This window comes from Pseudomonas sp. TNT3 (assembly GCF_010095445.2).
Taxonomy (GTDB): Bacteria; Pseudomonadota; Gammaproteobacteria; order Pseudomonadales; family Pseudomonadaceae; genus Aquipseudomonas.
Map to the genome: position 1 here is coordinate 125,886 of NZ_WFGV02000002.1, position 17,265 is coordinate 143,150.

Below are 17,265 nucleotides of genomic sequence, written 5' to 3' on the forward strand. Positions count from 1 at the left end.
CTTAATGAATTTTGCTGTCCAGCGTCACCACGCCGTCCGCCTTTTCGCGGCCCAGCCAACTGGTCCAACCCAGACGGCAGACGTTCGGTTCACCGATGCGCAGCTCGCGGATTTCGTCCTGGCACAGGACCAGGCGAATGTCGTAATCGAGGGGGTCGCGCAGGGTGAAACGCACCAGCGCGCAGAGCGGCTGGTAGCCAACACCGATCGGCAGGAACTCGTGAAAGCGCTGCCAATCGAGCTCGCGAACGTGAATACGAAATTTGCCGCTGCGATCGCGGACATGCTCGCCCAGCACCAGGTCTTCTCCGAGCACGCTGTTACTGCAACCCAGACAATTGCGCTGTTCGCCGAGGATCTCGACGCGACGCTCAATGCACTGCTCGAGGTTCAACTCGGCATGCTTGAAGTAGTAACGCAGCACCGCCTCGATCAAAGCCGCCGAATGCGCTCGCAAGCTGAGCAGCCCGAGGTACGGCAACAGGCGCTTCCAGTTCAGTTCCCGAGCCCGGCGCAGCTCTTCACTACCGAGCCCGATCAGCGCAAACAACTGCGCGGAAAAAGGGTCGAGAGCGCCGCTCTGAAAGCGTGCGCAGTAGCGGTACTTGCGCCAGATCGGCAGCATCAACCGTTGCAGGCGATGATGGAACAGGTCGAGAAAGTCGCGGGTGGTATTCCCTTCTTCGCTATCACCTAACGCCTGCTCCCCGTAGAACGCCGGCAGTGGTGAACCCGATCCGACCAGGCTGACAAGATTGAAACGCAGACGCGCACGCAGCAGTCCGTGTTCTTCAAAAAACTCCACACGATCAACGTCGCTGCCTGGAAATCCGAAGCCGGGATTAGCCTGAAATTCCAGCTGGTCATACAGATCATCTTCGTTTAAATGCGGGTGTGCATCGCGCAGCCGGTCAACCACCAGTAGCACGGCCTGAAACAGCGAATACTCACGTATTACCTGGGTCAGCCCGCTCAAAGCAGGGGCTGCAGACCCATGCGGGGTGTCCATTGGTACACGTCTCCTTGTGTGCTGAGTACCCGCAGTTCGTGGTACGAATTAAGACTGGCGTAAAGCGCGAAGAACTCGTTGAGCACAGACCCGAAAACGAACAGGTCGCCCTCGCCGATGTACCCTTGCGGGTCGATGGTCAGCTCGGTGCGCAACCCACGAATCGGTAACCCCCGGTGCAATCGATCGACGTGTTCGTGCCTGATCGACTTGAGTCCACCCAACAATCGTTTGCTGACTTTCTCCGCCTGCTGATCGTAATGACGCGGCAAGTCGTAGGTTTCGAGAATCACCTTCAGCGCATTGACGTCAGCCAGCGAGAGGTAGTTGAGCGACATGTTGCTGACCAGTTTCCAGAGGAAGTCACTGTTCAACGGTGGAGCGAAACTCGACGTGGCCGACGTGATATTGCGGAAGCTCAGGAACTCCGGCGTCTTCACACCATGCTTGCAGATGTCACCAAGCTTGAGCTTGCGCGGTAGATTCTGGTTGGTGCATACCAGCTCGATCGACAGGGTTTCGGTCGCGTCTGTGTGGCGTATGCCAAAACTGAGATGGGTGTCGAGCCCATCATGCAGCGAGGATGATCGTTGGCGAACGCTGTAGTACGGACGGCTAGTGGGCACATCGAAACTTGAGTCGTGCTCGAAAGACTCGAAGGGGACATAGTCTTGAAATCCAGCATTCCCCGCCTTCCAGCCCTTCACGGTTTCCACCGAGAACACACCGCAGTTTTCCTGGCCGTATTCGGCCGGCAGCAACAGGTATTCATCCTGTTTGCCATCGAGGCGAATGGGCAGTGCATCGTGATTGAACAGGTTGACGATCGGCGTGCAGTAGAGCTTCACATTCTCCAGCGTCGGGCGCAGTCGCTGGATACCACTTTTGCGAATGTCGAAACGCAATTCAAGGCCGCGCATCCGCTTGAGCACGTCCTCAGGCAAGGTATTCAGGAGATCGAGACCATTGACGTCAACGAACAGGAATTTATCCTGAAAGGCGAAGTATTCTTGGAGGTAGCGATAGCCGCGAAAGGTATTCAGCGGATACGGAATCAGCGCTTCCTCTTCAGCAAAACCCACCGGTTGCACACGGTCGCCCGGGATCGTGAACGCCAAGGGTGTGTCGCCGTCACCATGGACTTGCATACCTGCGCCATCCAGGGGGATCAGCTCGATACCTTGAAGATTGCGCAATACGCCAAGGTAAAGCAGCTGGGTAATGTAGCGCTCACCGGCGAAATGCAGACGCAGTCGACTCAGGTCCAACTCGCCAAGGTGCCCCTCAGCGCTCATCTCCAACCGCAAGCTCAGCAGCGCGCCGCCCCCCTTGACCGAGTAGTTCAGCGCCACCAGCTCCAGTGGCAGCACCTCAGTGGGATAGCAGGTGCGGAAGTGACAAATCACATCGTCAACAGGCACGCTCTCCACCGGCGTGTCGCGCTCGACCATGACGGCGGGTCCAGAGCGTTGCAACGGGTCGAATTGCAACATGCTGAACGCGGGCAGTGGACGCATATAGTTGGGCCACAGCAGGTGCATCAATGAATGGCTGAGCTCCGGCAATTCGTCATCGAGTTTCTGCCTCAGGCGACCGGTCAGAAATGCAAATCCTTCGAGCAGACGCTCCACATCCGGATCTCGTCCGGCCTGCCCCAAAAACGGCGCCAGTGCAGGACTACGCTCAGCGAATCGACGCCCTGACTGGCGAAGTGCAGTGAGCTCACTTTGGTAGTAGTGGTTAAAGGACATGATGGATACCTGTGAGTCGTTAGCTGACCTTGACCTGACCGCTACCATCGAGCTTCGCGGCGAAAGCGACCTGCTGCTTCAAACCTTCGACTTCCAGCAGGGCTTCGATACGGAACGTCAGTCGCAGCTGATCGTCATCACGTGGCAGAGAGATCACACGAACATCGCGCAGACGCGGTTCATAGGCTTCGATGAAATGTTCGATGGCCCGTCGCGCCTGACTCAGGGAGTCGTGCAGGCTCAAGCGCATGTCATTTAAATCAGGCAAACCGTAATCGGACAGTGTCTGCACACTGCCCAATCGGGTGCTGAGCATCTTGGCCAGATGAGCAGCCACCGACGCCACGACGCACCTCTCGTGGCGTAAGCCGACACGTTTTTGCGCGTCGCCGTTCAGGCGTTCGAACAGGCTGCCATATCCGGTCATGGGTGCTTTTCGCTCAACCTTTATCCAGCTTGCCAACCAGCGAAAGGGTGAAATCAGCCCCCATGTACTTGAAGTGCGGACGCACATTCAGGCTGACGCGATACCAGCCCGGCTCGCCCTCGACATCACTGACGAGGACCTGGGCCGCGCGCAGTGGTCGACGCCCACGCACTTCAGCGCTGGGATTTTCCTGGTCGGCCACGTACTGGCGAATCCACTTGTTGAGTTCCAGCTCGAGGTCGGTACGTTCTTTCCAGGAACCGAGTTGTTCGCGCTGCAGCACTTTCAGGTAGTGAGCCAGTCGGTTGACGATCATCATGTACGGCAGTTGCGTACCGAGCTTGTAGTTCAGCTCCGCCGTCCGGCCCTCGGCACTGATGCCAAACAGCTTCGGTTTTTGTACCGAATTGGCAGAGAAGAATGCAGCGTTGTCGCTGCCTTTGCGCATCGTCAGGGAGATGAAGCCTTCGTCCGCCAACTCGTATTCGCGACGGTCGGACACCAGAACCTCGGTCGGAATCTTGGTTTCGATTTCACCCATGCTTTCGAAGTGATGTAACGGCAGGTCTTCTACCGCACCGCCACTCTGCGGACCGATGATGTTCGGGCACCAACGAAATCTGGCGAAGCTGTCGGTCAGCCGGGTGCCAAATGCGTATGCGGTGTTGCCCCACAGGTAGTGCTCGTGATTGTTGGCGACTGTTTCTTTGTATACGAACGACTTGATCGGATTTTCTTCCGGGTCATACGGGCTGCGCAGCAGAAAGCGCGGCACGGTCAGGGCGACGTAGCGGGCATCTTCTGATTGACGAAAGCTCTGCCATTTAGCGAATTGCGGACCGTCGAAGTGATCCTTCAGGTCCTTCATGTCCGGCAGGCCGGTGAAGCTTTCCAGACCGAAGAAATTCGGGCCGGCAGCGGCAATAAACGGAGCATGTGACATGCAGGCAACGCTGGACACGTACTGCATAAGCTTCACGTCGGGCGAGCTTGGGGACATGAAGTAGTTGGCGATGATTGCGCCCACCGGGTTTCCGCCAAATTGACCGTACTCGGCCGTATAGATGTGCTTGTACAGGCCAGCCTGCATCACTTCTGGCGAGTCTTCAAAATCGTCCAGCAAGTCTTCTTTCGAGACGTTGAGCATTTCAATCTTGATGTTTTCGCGGAAGTTGGTGCGATCAACCAACAACTTAAGACCCCGCCACGACGACTCCATGGACTGGAAACCCGAGTGATGCAGGATTTCATCCATTTGAAGACTGAGCTTGGCATCGATCTCGGCGATCATGCGGTCGACCATGGCTTTCTTCACTGGCTCGCCGTTGTTTTGCGGCTTGAGCAACTCTTCAATGAATGCCGATACACCACGTTTGGCGATGTTGTACGCGTCGTCGTCCGGCGTCAGCCGGGTCTGGGCAATGATGCTATCGAGAATGCTGTATTCGCTGCTCTCGTTGATGTTCTGCTGCGTTGCACTCGTGCTCATAGTGTTGGCTTCCTTGGCTGATGGAGACTCAGGCGTTCGAGACGTGGGTGTTGAGGCCTAATTCACCCAATACCCGGCTTCTGGATTCGTCATCGGCCAGCACGTCTTCGATGGCTTTGCGAAAGGCTGGCGCATTACCCAGCGGACCTTTCAGGGCGACCAGCGCATTGCGCAGCTCCATCAGTTTTTTCAGCTCTGGCACTTGCTCGACAAGGCTGGCCGGATTGAAGTCCTTCATGGATTTGACGTGAATCTTCACTGCCAGCTCTTCGGTGGCATTTTCATCCTGCAGGCGATTCGGAACGCCCAACGTCAGCTGTAGCTCCTGCTTGGCCAACACTTCGTCGAACGTCGTCCTGTCGATGCTGATAGGCTTGCGATCTTCGACTTTGCGTTCATCCTTGCGATGGGTGTAGTCGCCGATCACCAGCAATTTCAGCGGCAGTTCAATCTCTTCCTGAGCGCCGCCTATGGCAGGTTTGAAGGTGACGTTGATGCGTTCTTTAGGGGCGACAGAGCCTTCTTTGGCCATGGCTATTTTCCTTATGGTGTTGGCCCAAGGGCCTAATCGAGTACCACTTCAAGGTCGAGGTGGCACAACCTGCGATAAATCTCTTCCTTGCGTTCACGCACCTCATGGTTCTGCGGCAACGACTCGCAGCAGCTACGCAGCAAATGCAGCACTTCCAGGACGAGATCGGGCTCCCAGCCACCGATGCCCGAGTCCTGCAATGTCTGGTCGAGCGTTTCGAGTTGGGTCTTGGCCAGTTCGTATTTCTTGGCCGAGACGCAGAGCCGGGCGAGCGTTAACTGCCAGAAAAACCGCGAGCGACCGCCCTGAGCGCTTTGAAGCCCCTGCTTGAGTTTTTGCACGGCGGCCTTGAGTCCATCCTTTCGCAAGATCGGCAGCGCTTCTTCGAGGGCCGACTCCCACGCAGGCAGGTCTTCAGTAGACTCGATGGGGAGTGGAGCACTGGCGGGTTGCAGATGCGGCATGACATGGCTGGCAATCCACTCGCGAGTGGAGGGATCGGCAAACGGTGCGCCATCCTGGAAGCGCAATTCGATCAGTCCAGGCAGGCGCTCGATCAATTGCGCAAACTGAATCTCCACCTCGCGCATCGCCGACTCGGCGTTCAGACCCTGCAAACATTCCCAGGCCATTCGGTGACCGTCGAACCAGAACGGCGCCTTTGACAGGCTGGCCTCGAGGTCCACCAGAAGATCGGCATACCGCGCCTGATCGTAACGCTCCTGATAAGTTTTGAGTCGATCTGCCGGGAGCCCGCGAAGCGCAGTGATTTGCTCACCATTGCGATCCGGCAACGCGTCGACGGACAACCACAGCAACATGCGATTGAGTCGCAAGGCCCGCAGATCCGTGGCCTTTTGCTTGAGCCACCAGGCGCATAACGGACGGGCATTTTCCTGCTGGGCACGCAGCGCCTTTTGAGCGTCTTTTTCGTTGTCGATGGGCTCGCTGGTGACAAGCAACTGCGCCGCGACTTGTTTGACCTGGGCTACCGCGGTACCGATGACACCGGGCTCCGGTTGATTGTCCGCAGCGCGCTGCACCAGATTTTTCAAACGTCGGGCGATTGGCAGGAGCAAGGGGGCTTCATTCCCCAAATGCTGGGTGCACGCCGTATCGAGACCTTCCAAATGCTCGACCAGTCGGCGGAACAGTGGAAGTTGCTCTTTGAGCGGAATGTGTTCGTTCAACACTTGGTCGAGACGGGGTATCAACCAGCTGATGGCAGCGGAACGGGTGCGAGCCTTGCCCGGGTAAATGTCTGGCCAGTGGTGTTCGCACAGGTGGTGGAGCAAACCAAGCCCGGCCAGCAAACCTTGGTACGACTCGCGCTGATACAGCGCCCACGTCAGCCAGGCACCGACCCGCAAGTCCTTGGACTGGGTACGCAGCAGGCTTTCGCTGTTTTCGCGGATTTTCAGCCAGTCGATCTGACCGCTTTCGTGCATGGATTGGGCTTTGCCCAGCTCACTTTCCAACGCCTCATATTCATTCGAAAAACGAACGTCCTCGCCAGCAAAATGCCCATCGATAACCGGGGTTTTGGCTAGTTCAAGATAATAGGCCGATAGCTTGCTGGAGTAAGTCACGAGTACTTACGCCCGGCAGAAAAAAATGTCGTCGGGGTTATATCTGAATTAGTCCGATCTGGATCTTCATTCTTATTTAACATTTACACCACCGTAACTAAGTCAGCCCCCGTTCAGGTGGCGAAACTTACTCTACGATGATTTGATTTGTATGTAGGAAGAGTCGCTTTCTGTCGATTTACATTCAACATAAATCTGCAGGACCCGTATTTATTGGCACTTGGCTACTTGCATAAAAACGATCAAACCTATTGAACCGAGCAACTTTTTGCACATCGACCTACAATTTCGCCACTTAAAATTTTTACATCACAATTCTTATCATCGAACTAGGCCACGTATAAAACCAAATGTAACGTGCAAAAAAAATGGGTACCCAATTTCAATTGGCGTACCCATTTTTTATCCCGCTCCCGCGCTACGCAGGACGTCGGTCGGTGTTACGGATTAACGCTGTCTTTCAACGATTTGCCTGGCTTGAACGCAACCGTGTTGCTGGCCTTGATTTTGACGGGCTCACCGGTTTGCGGGTTTTTGCCAGTGCGGGCACCGCGGTGGCGTTGCAGGAAGGTACCGAAGCCCACCAGCGTGACGCTGTCCTTGCGGTGCAGAGCGCCGGTGATTTCTTCGAGAACGGCGTTGAGGACGCGGTTGGCCTGCTCTTTGGTGAGATCTGCTTTTTCAGCGATTGCAGCGGCGAGTTCTGGTTTACGCATTAGTGAAGCCCCTTTGACGGTTTTTTGTTGTTATGTCCGTGCTGTTCTCGTTGGAACAGCGCCCAAAGCGCCGCAGGTGCTCTACTCTGCGGCAGACGGGAGTGAGAATGGCACGCAGCGGGGAGCCGCGCCAGTGTCGGCGCGACGTTTGTGGGGGCAAAAGCGGGGTGATTCCGACAGAACGACCAGTATTTACGCCAGCAGCGCAGGAAGCTCTTTGTTCAGTGCCAGTTTGTCCATCACCGCTGCACCGGTCAGGGCGTAACCGAGCAGTTTGCCGTCGGCATCGCGGCACAATGCCTTGATGTCCGCGCCCTGCCCTTCCACGGTCCAGACGCCTTCCTGACCGCGTGGTGGAGGGGAAACGACCAAGGGGCAGACCGGCGTTTTAACGGTAATCGGCATCGCGCCGTAGTTCACCACGGTAGGGTTGCCGGCGAGGGTTTGGGCCAGTGCTCTGGCGCAACTCATGAGCGGCATGACGTACAGCAGATTCAATCCGTCGACCTCGGCACAATCACCCAACGCGTAGATGTTGGCGTGGGAGGTTTTCAGGTGACGGTCGACCACGACGCCACGGTTGACCTGCACACCGGCAGCGGCGGCCAGATCGATGCGCGGGCGCAAGCCGATGGCCGATACCACGACGTCACACGCGATGACCTGACCGTCGGACAGATGCGCTTCCAGCCCGTCAGCTACCCGTTGCAGGCGATTGAGCACCGGGCCGAGGTGGAAGCGTGCACCGAGGCTTTCCAGCCCGGCCTGAACCGCTGCGGCGGCTGCCGGGTGCAACAGGGTTGGCATGACTTGTTCGCAAGGTGCAACCAGTTGCACCTCGTAGCCGCCGAGCATCAGGTCGTTGGCAAATTCGCAGCCGATCAGCCCGGCGCCGAGCAACAACACGCGGCGTTTGCCGGCCGCTGCTGCGCGAAAGCGCGCGTAGTCTTCCAGATCGTTGATCGGAAACACGCTGTCAGCCGCATCGCCTTCGATGGGCACGCGCACGGTTTCAGCCCCCCACGCCAGGACCAGATCACGGTAGATCACCGACTCTTCGCCGATCCACAAACCCTTGTGGCCTGGATCGATGCCGCTGATCCGCGTGTGGGTGCGCACTTCGGCCTTCAGTTGCTCGGCCATGGCACCGGGCTCGGCCATGCTCAGGCCGTCAGCGTCTTTATTCTTGCCGAAGCCGGTGGACAGCATCGGTTTGGAGTAGGAGCGACCATCATCTGCGGTAATCAGCAGCAGCGGGGTTTCGCCATCGAGTTTGCGAAACTCTCGAGCCAGGTTGTAACCAGCCAGGCCAGTGCCAACGATCACGACAGGTGCGTTCATTCCTTACTCCTCTGTTTGCTTAGTTGATTTCAATCATTTCGAAATCCATCTTGCCGACGCCGCAGTCCGGGCACAGCCAGTCTTCCGGCACGTCCTGCCACAGGGTGCCCGGCGCAATGCCGTCGTCCGGCCAGCCGTCGGCTTCGTTATAAATCAGGCCGCAGACCACACATTGCCACTTTTTCATTCAGATACTTCCTCAGGATTCAGGCTTTTACCGGCGCGAACGGTCAATGGTTGAAGCGCTGCCGTCCGGCTCAGGGCGTTTTGTACTGATCGAGCCCGGCAGATGCAAGCCTGTTCGACGCAACGCCATGCCGGATCAATCAAAATCGCCGACTGACATGGTAAGCTCGCCGCCTCATTTGCTGCCAATAATGACTCACTGTGCCGCACTCAAAATCCCCCTGCCCGGCCCCGTCCTGGCGCTCTCAAAGCCAACTGACGCCCCTCCCCGACACGTCTACCCTCGACTGGTTGTTCGATGAAGGTTCGCTGACCCGACGGTTGATCCGTCTGTCGAATGACCGGTTCAGCGTCTCGCCTTTGTTCGAAGGCTGGCAACCGCTGCGTGACGACGAATGTGTCGCACTGGACCTCGCTGAAGGCAGCGAAGGCTGGGTGCGCGAGGTGTACTTGCGCGGGCACGGCGAGGCCTGGGTATTTGCCCGTAGCGTTGCGGCGCGCAGTGCGTTGCAGGGCGACGGGTTGCACATGGACGAACTGGGCAGCCGCTCTTTGGGGGAGTTGCTGTTTTGCGATCACGCCTTCCAGCGCCGCGCCATTGAGGTTTGTCACTATCCAGAGCATTGGTTGCCGGCGGCGTGTCGGGCGCCGGAGCTGTGGGGCCGTCGCTCGCGCTTCGACCGTGGCGCCCTGAGCGTGCTGGTGGCCGAGATTTTCCTGCCGACTTTATGGACGGCCGCCCGCGCCCATCCGGAGAATTGCTGATGTATCAGAGCCTGCTCAAGTCCCTGAATCGCGTAAACCCGCGGGCGTGGGATTTCATTCAGCTGACCCGCATGGACAAACCGATCGGCATTTATCTGCTGCTCTGGCCGACGCTGTGGGCGCTGTGGATCGCTGGCAAGGGTTCGCCTTCGCTTGCCAACATTGTGATCTTTGTTCTTGGCGTCGTGCTGACTCGTGCCGGTGGGTGCGTGATCAATGACTGGGCAGATCGCAAGGTCGACGGTCATGTGAAACGCACGGAACAGCGGCCCTTGGTCAGCGGCAAGATCAGCTCGAAAGAAGCCTTGGTGTTTTTTGCGTTGCTGATGGGCGTGAGCTTCCTGCTGGTGTTGTGCACCAACGCAACGACGGTCTGGCTGTCGTTCGGTGGCCTGGCGCTGGCCCTCAGTTATCCGTTCATGAAGCGCTACACCTATTACCCGCAAGTGGTGCTGGGTGCGGCGTTTTCCTGGGGAATGCCTATGGCGTTCACCGCCGAAACCGGGGAGCTGCCGGCGGCAGCGTGGTTGCTGTGGATCGCCAACCTGCTGTGGACCGTGGGTTACGACACCTATTACGCAATGACTGATCGGGATGACGACCTGAAAATCGGCGTGAAATCGACAGCGATTCTGTTTGGTGAAGCGGATCGGGTGATCATTCTGACGCTGCAGGGTCTGGCGCTGGGTTGCCTGTTGCTGGCCGGGTCGACATTCGAACTCGGAGGCTGGTTTCACCTCGGGTTGCTGGCGGCGGCGGGTTGTTTTGCGTGGGAGTTCTGGTACACCCGTGGCAAGGACCGGATACGTTGCTTCAAGGCGTTTTTGCACAACCACTGGGCAGGGTTGGCAATTTTCGTGGGGATCGTGCTGGATTACGCGTTGCGTTGATTCGCTTCATGTAGCAGCTGGCGCAGCCTGCGTTGGCTCCATTGTGGCGAGGGGATTCATCCCCGTTGGGTCGCGCAGCGGCCCCATCTTTACGACTGCTGCGCAGCCGAACGGGGATGAATCCCCTCGCCACAGAGCAGCCGAACGCAGGCTTCGCCAACTGCTACAGGATTACCGTGTTGCTGGATTACATTTTCGGTCCGCTGTTGGTGATGACGTGCCAGACGTCCTTCATTTTGTCGCCCGTCTTGTCACCCGGCGCCTTGTCCTTCATGAAGTAGTACAGCGGTTTGCCCTTGTAGGCCCACTGCATCGTGCCGTCGTCACGCTTGACGATGGTCCAGTCACCTTCAGCCTTGGCATCCGCTTGCGCCTTCAACGGTGGCCAGTTCTCCGCGCACTGACCGGTGCACACAGACTTGCCGCCCGTGTCCTTGTCGAAGGTGTACAAGGTCATACCTTTATGGTCGACCATCGTGTCGCCTTTCATCATCGCAGGCTCAGCCGCGAAGGCCATCGATGGCAAAACCAGGGCGGCTGCCAGCATCAGGGCTTTAAGGGATAGCGTGTACTGAGTCATGGAAACCTTCTTTTGTGGTTGTCAGGGTTCGGACTTAGAGCTTAGTTCAGGTTCATGACAATCGCAGGGCGACTAAAATACTGTCACACGACTGCAATAATTCCGTTATCTAATGCGGCGCAAGACAGTTAAATGACAAGAGGATTAAAGGCATGGTTGGCAGGAGCATTCTGATCGTCGACGACGAAGCGCCCATTCGCGAAATGATCGCCGTTGCGTTGGAAATGGCCGGCTATGACTGCCTGGAGGCTGAGAACTCCCAGCAGGCCCATGCCATTATCGTCGACCGCAAACCGGACCTGATCCTGCTCGACTGGATGTTGCCCGGTACGTCCGGCATCGAACTGGCCCGCCGCCTCAAGCGCGATGAGCTGACCGGGGACATCCCGATCATCATGCTCACGGCCAAGGGCGAGGAAGACAACAAGATCCAGGGTCTTGAAGTCGGCGCCGATGACTACATCACCAAACCCTTTTCTCCCCGCGAGCTGGTGGCGCGCCTCAAGGCCGTGCTGCGGCGTGCAGGGCCGACGGACGGCGAATCGCCGATCGAAGTCGGCGGACTGCTGCTGGACCCGATCAGCCACCGTGTCACCATTGACGGCAAACCTGCCGAAATGGGCCCGACCGAATACCGCTTGCTGCAATTTTTCATGACCCACCAGGAGCGCGCCTACACCCGTGGCCAACTACTGGATCAGGTGTGGGGTGGCAATGTGTATGTCGAAGAGCGCACGGTCGATGTGCACATCCGTCGTCTGCGCAAAGCCTTGGGTGATGCTTACGAAAATCTGGTACAAACCGTGCGCGGCACCGGCTACCGGTTCTCTACCAAGGCCTGACCCGGACTTTTCCCGCCCGACAAGCTGACAAGGACGCGCTTCAAGTGAACCAAAACTGGCATGGCACCCTGATTCGCCACATGCTGCTACTGGTCACCGCCTGCCTGGTGATTGGCCTGATTACCGGCTATTACGGCTGGAGTCTCGCCGCAGGCCTGGGCCTTTACCTGGCCTGGACGCTCAAGCAATTGCTGCGTCTGCACGAGTGGTTGCGCCTGCACAAACCCGATGAGGCACCGCCGGACGGCTATGGTTTGTGGGGTGAAGTCTTCGACAGCATCTACCACCTGCAACGCCGCGACCAACGTGTTCGTGGACGTCTGCAGGCAGTAATCGACCGGGTTCAGGAGTCTACCGCCGCCCTTAAAGATGCCGTGATCATGCTCGACACCGACGGCAACCTCGAATGGTGGAACCGCGCGGCGGAAACCCTGCTAGGTCTCAAGACACCCCAGGACAGCGGTCAGCCCGTGACCAACCTGGTGCGCCATCCACGCTTCAAGGAATACTTCGAGCAGGACAGCTACGCCGAGCCGCTGGAGATCCCTTCGCCGATCAATGACCGCCTGCGCATTCAGCTGTACATCACTCGCTACGGCAACAACGAGCATTTGATGCTGGTACGCGACGTGACGCGCATCCATCAGCTGGAACAGATGCGCAAAGACTTTATCGCCAACGTTTCCCACGAGTTGCGCACACCGCTGACGGTGATTTGCGGCTACCTGGAAACCCTGCTCGATAACGTCGAGGAAGTGAACCCGCGCTGGACCCGCGCCTTGCAGCAGATGCAGCAACAAGGCGGACGCATGCAGACGTTGCTCAATGACTTGCTGCTGCTGGCCAAACTGGAGGCCACCGATTACCCCTCGGACAACCAGCCCGTGGCCATCGATGGCTTGCTGCAGTCGATCAAGAGCGACGCGCAGCAACTGTCCGATCAGAAAAATCATCACATCACCCTCGAAGCCGATCCGACGATCCAGCTCAAGGGCAGCGAAGCCGAATTGCGCAGTGCATTTTCCAACCTGGTGTTCAACGCGGTGAAATACACCCCGGCCGAGGGCAAAATCCGCATCCGCTGGTGGGGTGATGAACAAGGTGCGCACCTGAGCGTGCAGGACTCCGGCATGGGCATCGACAGCAAGCACCTGCCGCGCCTGACCGAACGCTTCTACCGGGTCGACTCCAGCCGCAACTCCAACACCGGCGGCACCGGCCTCGGGCTGGCCATCGTCAAACACGTGCTATTGCGCCACCGCGCACGGATGGAAATCAGCAGCGTACCGGGCCACGGCAGCACGTTCACCTGCCATTTTGCGCCCGCCCAAGTCACCAAAAACCTGGCCATCAGCACCACTGACTGATACCGGCCAGCACGCGCCACTATGCAATTAACCAGTCAGCCGCTACATTGGCTGACTTGTGCCTGCGCTTCAGGTACACATTTTTCCTTTCTTTCGAATACACGGAACCCGCAAAACTCCATCATGGACCCATCCCCTGGCTTGACCCTCGCGACACTCTTCGCCGATTTCGGCATGATTCTTTTTGCTCTGATCCTGGTTTTGCTCAACGGCTTTTTCGTTGCGGCGGAATTCGCCATGGTCAAATTGCGCTCGACCCGGGTTGAAGCCATCGCCGAGAAGAACGGCTGGCGCGGGCACATCCTGCGCACCGTTCACAGTCAGCTCGATGCGTACCTTTCGGCGTGCCAGCTGGGTATCACCCTCGCCTCCCTCGGCCTCGGCTGGGTCGGTGAACCGGCGTTTGCACACATCCTCGAACCGCTGCTGGAAGCCGTCGGCGTGCAGTCGGCCGAAGTGATCAAGGGCGTGTCGTTCTTCGCTGCCTTCTTCGTCATTTCGTACCTGCACATCGTGGTTGGCGAACTGGCTCCGAAATCCTGGGCCATCCGCAAGCCCGAGCTGCTGTCGCTGTGGACCGCCGTGCCGCTGTACCTGTTCTACTGGGCCATGTATCCGGCCATCTACCTGCTCAACGCCAGTGCCAATACGATCCTGCGGATCGCTGGCCAGGGTGAACCCGGCCCGCATCACGAGCACCATTACAGCCGTGAAGAACTGAAGTTGATCCTGCACTCAAGCCGTGGTCAGGACCCTAGTGACCAAGGCATGCGTGTATTGGCCTCGGCAGTGGAAATGGGCGAGCTGGAAGTGGTCGATTGGGCCAACTCCCGGGAAGACTTGGTGACGCTGGAGTTCAACGCGCCACTGAAGGAAATCCTGGCGATGTTCCGTCGTCACAAGTTCAGCCGTTATCCGGTGTACGACAGCGATCGCCAGGAGTTTGTCGGCCTGCTGCACATCAAGGACCTGCTGCTGGAACTCGCGGCGCTGGACCATATTCCCGAGTCGTTCAACCTGGCCGAACTGACCCGTCCGCTGGAGCGCGTTTCCCGTCATATGCCGCTCTCGCAACTGTTGGAGCAGTTCCGCAAAGGCGGTTCGCACTTTGCACTGGTTGAAGAAGCCGACGGCAATATCATCGGTTACCTGACCATGGAAGACGTGCTGGAAGTGCTGGTCGGTGATATCCAGGACGAACACCGCAAGGCTGAGCGCGGGATTCTCGCGTATCAACCGGGCAAGCTGCTGGTGCGTGGTGACACGCCTCTGTTCAAGGTCGAACGGCTGCTGGGTATCGATCTGGACCACGTTGAGGCCGAGACCCTCGCCGGGCTGGTCTACGACAGCCTGAAGCGGGTGCCGGAAGAGGAAGAAGTGCTGGAAGTCGAAGGACTGCGGATCATCATCAAGAAGATGAAAGGGCCGAAGATTGTTCTGGCCAAGGTGTTGATGCTGGATTGATGCGGGCTTGCTGGGCCTGCTAGTCCTGCTGGGCCTGCTGGGCCTGCTGGGCTTTTGTGGTGAGGGGATTTATCCCCGTTGGGTCGCGAAGCGGCCCCTTCGTATTTAGAAGCATTGGGACGGCTGCGCCGTCCAACGGGGATAAATCCCCTCGCCACAGATAAATCCCCTCGCCACAGAGGAATCATCTCATCACAGATGAATCCCCTTACCGCAATAGACTTCTGCCACTTTCATTGTTTGCCCAACGCAAAGTTGGGCAACGCTCCTACCGGCTGACTGAACTGGTACGGAATCGACACCAGCCCCAGTCCGGTATTGCGCTGCACCACGAAATGCAGGTGCGGCCCGCTGCTGTTGCCGGTATTGCCTGACAGCGCCAGCGCGCTGCCAACCGCCACACGCTGGCCCTCCCGAACGCTCACCGAGCCCTGCATAAGGTGCAAGTACACGCCCATCGTCCCGTCATCGTGCAGCACGCGCACAAAATTGCCGGAAGGATCGGTGCCACGGCCGGTCTGCCTATTCTCGGTTTTCACCACCACTCCGCCCCTGGCCGCAATGATCGGCGTGCCCTCAGGCATGGCGATGTCGATGGCGTAGCGGTTCTTCGGGCCGAAATGGCTGTATTGGCCATTGGCACCCTGACTCAGGCGAAACGGGCCACCACGCCACGGCAACGGGTATCGGTAGGCCATGGCAGCGCCTGAGGGATCGCCCAGGGAGTATTCGAATTTCGGGGTATACGCCAGCGGCCTTCCTGCCCGAGTGGCCGTCAGCAGCGCCAGGCGAATGTTGCTGCGTGCCGGCATCACCCGGCGAATCGGTCGGCTTGGCGCGCCGCTGACGTTTTTCAGGCCAGCGAAACTCAGCTCGATCTCCACCGGGGCATAGAGGTCATTGCGCACGAAGACGCTGTCGGCGCCCTTCTGTTTCTTGATGTCCAGGTACACCTGTCCCCCAAGGTTCTCGACCATGCGATCGCGGAAAACGAAGACTTGTGAGCCCTTCGTGGGGCGGTCGCTGTAGGAGACCACGCCGTTCGCGTCTTTGGATTTGTAGATCGTCATGGCCACAGCCGAGGTAGAGGCCATGAAAAGACCACAGAGAAAAATCAGGCGCGCGAGCATAGGCAAGGGTTCTATCGAGGAAGGCCTGGGGAGGAGCCTAGCAGCTGCAATGGACCCGTGGAGGTGGCAGATGTTTCAAGTTCGGCCGTTCAGGGGATAGGTGGTGAATATGAGACCTCTTCGCGACCTGTTCGCGAAGAGGTCTATCAGGCAACGAGATACCTATGCACCCGGAATGAAATGCTTCTGCACCGTACCCCGAGCAATCAATCGGGAAATGTAGTCAAGCTTCTGCGCGTCCTGATCCACAAAACGGAAGGTCAGCTGCAACCATTCGCTGTCAGGCTTGGGCTCGTAGGCGACGATGGCATGCAGGTAGCCGTTCAGGCGGGCGACTTCGGCATTGTCACCCTGCTCCAGGTCGAGCACGGCGCTGTCGAGCACTTGCGGCAACGCATCGGTACGCTTCACTACCAGTAGCGCTTCCTTGAGGCTCAAGGCCTTGATCACGCATTGCTGAGTACCACTCGACAGACGCAACTGGCCTTGGCCTCGACCGGACGTGATGGCTGCCCCGGCGCTGACCTTGACTGGCGGAGTGTTCAGCAGACCACGTGACGGTGCCGGCGCGGGCGAGGTAGTGACCACGGTGGCCTGGCCGCCGGTCAAGGCGTTCAGGGAGTCGTTACCGAAGGCCGAGTTCACTTTCACCGGGGCGCTGTTCATCAAAGCGTCGAGCTTGCCGACCTTGTTCAACGCCTGCTTGACCTTGGTGAGCAACTGCTCGTTGTTGAAAGGCTTGCTGACGTAGCCGGAAACACCGGCCTGGATCGCCTGGATGACGTTCTCTTTGTCGCCGCGACTGGTCACCATCACAAAAGGCATGGTCTTGAGATTGTCCTGCTCGCGGCACCAGGTCAGCAGCTCCAGACCTGACATTTCCGGCATTTCCCAGTCGCACAGCACCAGGTCAAACACTTCTTTTGTCAGCAAGGTCTGCGCTTTCTTGCCGTTGATCGCATCTTCGATCCGAATGCCCGGAAAATAGTTACGCAGGCACTTTCTCACCAGGTCACGAATGAATGACGCATCGTCCACGACCAACACACTGACCTTACTCATCCATCACCCCTTCAAAACCCCGGCAAGCGTAGCGCATTGCTGATGGCATATTGCCAAAACCCTCAGTCACGCCGGGACTTTTCGTTCACGGGTGCTGTTGTCGAATGCATGGGCCACAAACAAAA

At 58.1% G+C, this 17,265-nt stretch carries 17 protein-coding genes; 5 read left to right on the forward strand and 12 right to left on the reverse strand.

Features of this window, described 5'->3' with window-relative positions; all coding sequences use genetic code 11:
* Position 1 precedes the first annotated feature (1 nt).
* The 9 genes from tssG to GBC55_RS02190 form a co-directional block, all read right to left on the reverse strand.
* Complete coding sequence (gene tssG / locus GBC55_RS02150) at positions 2-1,009, reverse strand: type VI secretion system baseplate subunit TssG (protein ID WP_162436628.1); 1,008 nt, start codon at positions 1,007-1,009, stop codon at positions 2-4.
* Positions 973-2,760, reverse strand: a complete 1,788-nt coding sequence (gene tssF / locus GBC55_RS02155; RefSeq protein WP_162436627.1) for a type VI secretion system baseplate subunit TssF — start codon at positions 2,758-2,760, stop codon at positions 973-975. Before tssF ends, tssG begins: the two co-directional genes overlap by 37 nt.
* Positions 2,761-2,779: 19 nt before the next feature.
* Positions 2,780-3,187 carry a type VI secretion system baseplate subunit TssE gene (tssE, locus tag GBC55_RS02160; RefSeq protein ID WP_162436626.1) on the reverse strand — a complete coding sequence of 136 codons (408 nt, stop codon included), beginning with the start codon at positions 3,185-3,187 and terminating at the stop codon, positions 2,780-2,782.
* A 13-nt stretch (positions 3,188-3,200) separates the two neighbouring features.
* Positions 3,201-4,676, reverse strand: coding sequence for a type VI secretion system contractile sheath large subunit (gene tssC, locus GBC55_RS02165; RefSeq protein ID WP_162436625.1), 1,476 nt, complete (start codon positions 4,674-4,676; stop codon positions 3,201-3,203).
* A 28-nt stretch (positions 4,677-4,704) separates the two neighbouring features.
* A complete protein-coding gene (tssB, locus tag GBC55_RS02170) occupies positions 4,705-5,208 on the reverse strand; it encodes a type VI secretion system contractile sheath small subunit (RefSeq protein ID WP_162436624.1) in 504 nt (167 codons plus the stop codon).
* Between the two features lie 32 nt (positions 5,209-5,240).
* On the reverse strand, positions 5,241-6,797 hold the full coding sequence (tssA, locus tag GBC55_RS02175; protein WP_162436623.1) for a type VI secretion system protein TssA: 1,557 nt from the start codon (positions 6,795-6,797) through the stop codon (positions 5,241-5,243).
* Between the two features lie 440 nt (positions 6,798-7,237).
* The gene (locus GBC55_RS02180) at positions 7,238-7,513 is read right to left on the reverse strand and encodes an HU family DNA-binding protein (protein ID WP_003213368.1); all 276 of its coding nucleotides are present in this window, start codon (positions 7,511-7,513) and stop codon (positions 7,238-7,240) included.
* Positions 7,514-7,705: 192 nt separating this feature from the next.
* Entirely contained in the window at positions 7,706-8,854 is a 1,149-nt protein-coding gene (locus GBC55_RS02185) for an FAD-dependent oxidoreductase (protein ID WP_162436622.1), read from the reverse strand.
* A gap of 19 nt (positions 8,855-8,873) precedes the next feature.
* Complete coding sequence (locus GBC55_RS02190) at positions 8,874-9,041, reverse strand: rubredoxin (RefSeq protein WP_007954349.1); 168 nt, start codon at positions 9,039-9,041, stop codon at positions 8,874-8,876.
* Between the two features lie 200 nt (positions 9,042-9,241).
* On the opposite strand from GBC55_RS02190, the gene GBC55_RS02195 reads away from it, so the two are divergent.
* Positions 9,242-9,805, forward strand: coding sequence for a chorismate lyase (locus GBC55_RS02195; protein WP_162436621.1), 564 nt, complete (start codon positions 9,242-9,244; stop codon positions 9,803-9,805).
* Entirely contained in the window at positions 9,805-10,695 is an 891-nt protein-coding gene (gene ubiA, locus GBC55_RS02200) for a 4-hydroxybenzoate octaprenyltransferase (RefSeq protein WP_162436620.1), read from the forward strand. Before GBC55_RS02195 ends, ubiA begins: the two co-directional genes overlap by 1 nt.
* 187 nt (positions 10,696-10,882) lie before the next feature.
* On the opposite strand, the gene GBC55_RS02205 is transcribed toward ubiA, so the two are convergent.
* Positions 10,883-11,275: a hypothetical protein gene (locus tag GBC55_RS02205; RefSeq protein ID WP_162436619.1), complete on the reverse strand. Its 393-nt coding sequence runs from the start codon at positions 11,273-11,275 to the stop codon at positions 10,883-10,885.
* Between the two features lie 152 nt (positions 11,276-11,427).
* Here GBC55_RS02205 and phoB point away from each other — a divergent pair, with 152 nt between their 5' ends.
* The 3 genes from phoB to GBC55_RS02220 all read left to right on the forward strand — a co-directional run bounded on the left by phoB (position 11,428) and on the right by GBC55_RS02220 (position 14,948).
* Complete coding sequence (gene phoB / locus GBC55_RS02210; RefSeq protein ID WP_008007735.1) at positions 11,428-12,117, forward strand: phosphate regulon transcriptional regulator PhoB; 690 nt, start codon at positions 11,428-11,430, stop codon at positions 12,115-12,117.
* 80 nt (positions 12,118-12,197) lie between these two features.
* A complete protein-coding gene (gene phoR, locus GBC55_RS02215; RefSeq protein WP_208525637.1) occupies positions 12,198-13,484 on the forward strand; it encodes a phosphate regulon sensor histidine kinase PhoR in 1,287 nt (428 codons plus the stop codon).
* A gap of 123 nt (positions 13,485-13,607) precedes the next feature.
* A complete protein-coding gene (locus GBC55_RS02220; RefSeq protein WP_162436617.1) occupies positions 13,608-14,948 on the forward strand; it encodes a hemolysin family protein in 1,341 nt (446 codons plus the stop codon).
* A gap of 233 nt (positions 14,949-15,181) precedes the next feature.
* Here the strand turns inward: GBC55_RS02220 and GBC55_RS02225 are convergent, their stop codons facing one another.
* Positions 15,182-16,078 carry a peptidoglycan DD-metalloendopeptidase family protein gene (locus GBC55_RS02225; RefSeq protein WP_162436616.1) on the reverse strand — a complete coding sequence of 299 codons (897 nt, stop codon included), beginning with the start codon at positions 16,076-16,078 and terminating at the stop codon, positions 15,182-15,184.
* A 162-nt stretch (positions 16,079-16,240) separates the two neighbouring features.
* Entirely contained in the window at positions 16,241-17,140 is a 900-nt protein-coding gene (locus GBC55_RS02230; protein WP_162436615.1) for a response regulator, read from the reverse strand.
* Positions 17,141-17,265 lie beyond the last annotated feature (125 nt).

Excerpts from the sequence above, each read along its gene's own strand:
- tssE (WP_162436626.1), bottom strand. The coding sequence starts at position 3,187 with ATGACCGGATATGGCAGCCTGTTCGAACGCCTGAACGGCGACGCGCAA.
- phoR (WP_208525637.1), top strand. The coding sequence starts at position 12,198 with ATGCTGCTACTGGTCACCGCCTGCCTGGTGATTGGCCTGATTACCGGC.
- GBC55_RS02190 (WP_007954349.1), bottom strand. The coding sequence starts at position 9,041 with ATGAAAAAGTGGCAATGTGTGGTCTGCGGCCTGATTTATAACGAAGCC.
- GBC55_RS02225 (WP_162436616.1), bottom strand. The coding sequence starts at position 16,078 with ATGCTCGCGCGCCTGATTTTTCTCTGTGGTCTTTTCATGGCCTCTACC.
- tssF (WP_162436627.1), bottom strand. The coding sequence starts at position 2,760 with ATGTCCTTTAACCACTACTACCAAAGTGAGCTCACTGCACTTCGCCAG.
- GBC55_RS02230 (WP_162436615.1), bottom strand. The coding sequence starts at position 17,140 with ATGAGTAAGGTCAGTGTGTTGGTCGTGGACGATGCGTCATTCATTCGT.
- phoB (WP_008007735.1), top strand. The coding sequence starts at position 11,428 with ATGGTTGGCAGGAGCATTCTGATCGTCGACGACGAAGCGCCCATTCGC.
- GBC55_RS02185 (WP_162436622.1), bottom strand. The coding sequence starts at position 8,854 with ATGAACGCACCTGTCGTGATCGTTGGCACTGGCCTGGCTGGTTACAAC.
- GBC55_RS02180 (WP_003213368.1), bottom strand. The coding sequence starts at position 7,513 with ATGCGTAAACCAGAACTCGCCGCTGCAATCGCTGAAAAAGCAGATCTC.
- ubiA (WP_162436620.1), top strand. The coding sequence starts at position 9,805 with ATGTATCAGAGCCTGCTCAAGTCCCTGAATCGCGTAAACCCGCGGGCG.
- tssC (WP_162436625.1), bottom strand. The coding sequence starts at position 4,676 with ATGAGCACGAGTGCAACGCAGCAGAACATCAACGAGAGCAGCGAATAC.
- tssB (WP_162436624.1), bottom strand. The coding sequence starts at position 5,208 with ATGGCCAAAGAAGGCTCTGTCGCCCCTAAAGAACGCATCAACGTCACC.
- GBC55_RS02205 (WP_162436619.1), bottom strand. The coding sequence starts at position 11,275 with ATGACTCAGTACACGCTATCCCTTAAAGCCCTGATGCTGGCAGCCGCC.
- GBC55_RS02220 (WP_162436617.1), top strand. The coding sequence starts at position 13,608 with ATGGACCCATCCCCTGGCTTGACCCTCGCGACACTCTTCGCCGATTTC.
- tssG (WP_162436628.1), bottom strand. The coding sequence starts at position 1,009 with ATGGACACCCCGCATGGGTCTGCAGCCCCTGCTTTGAGCGGGCTGACC.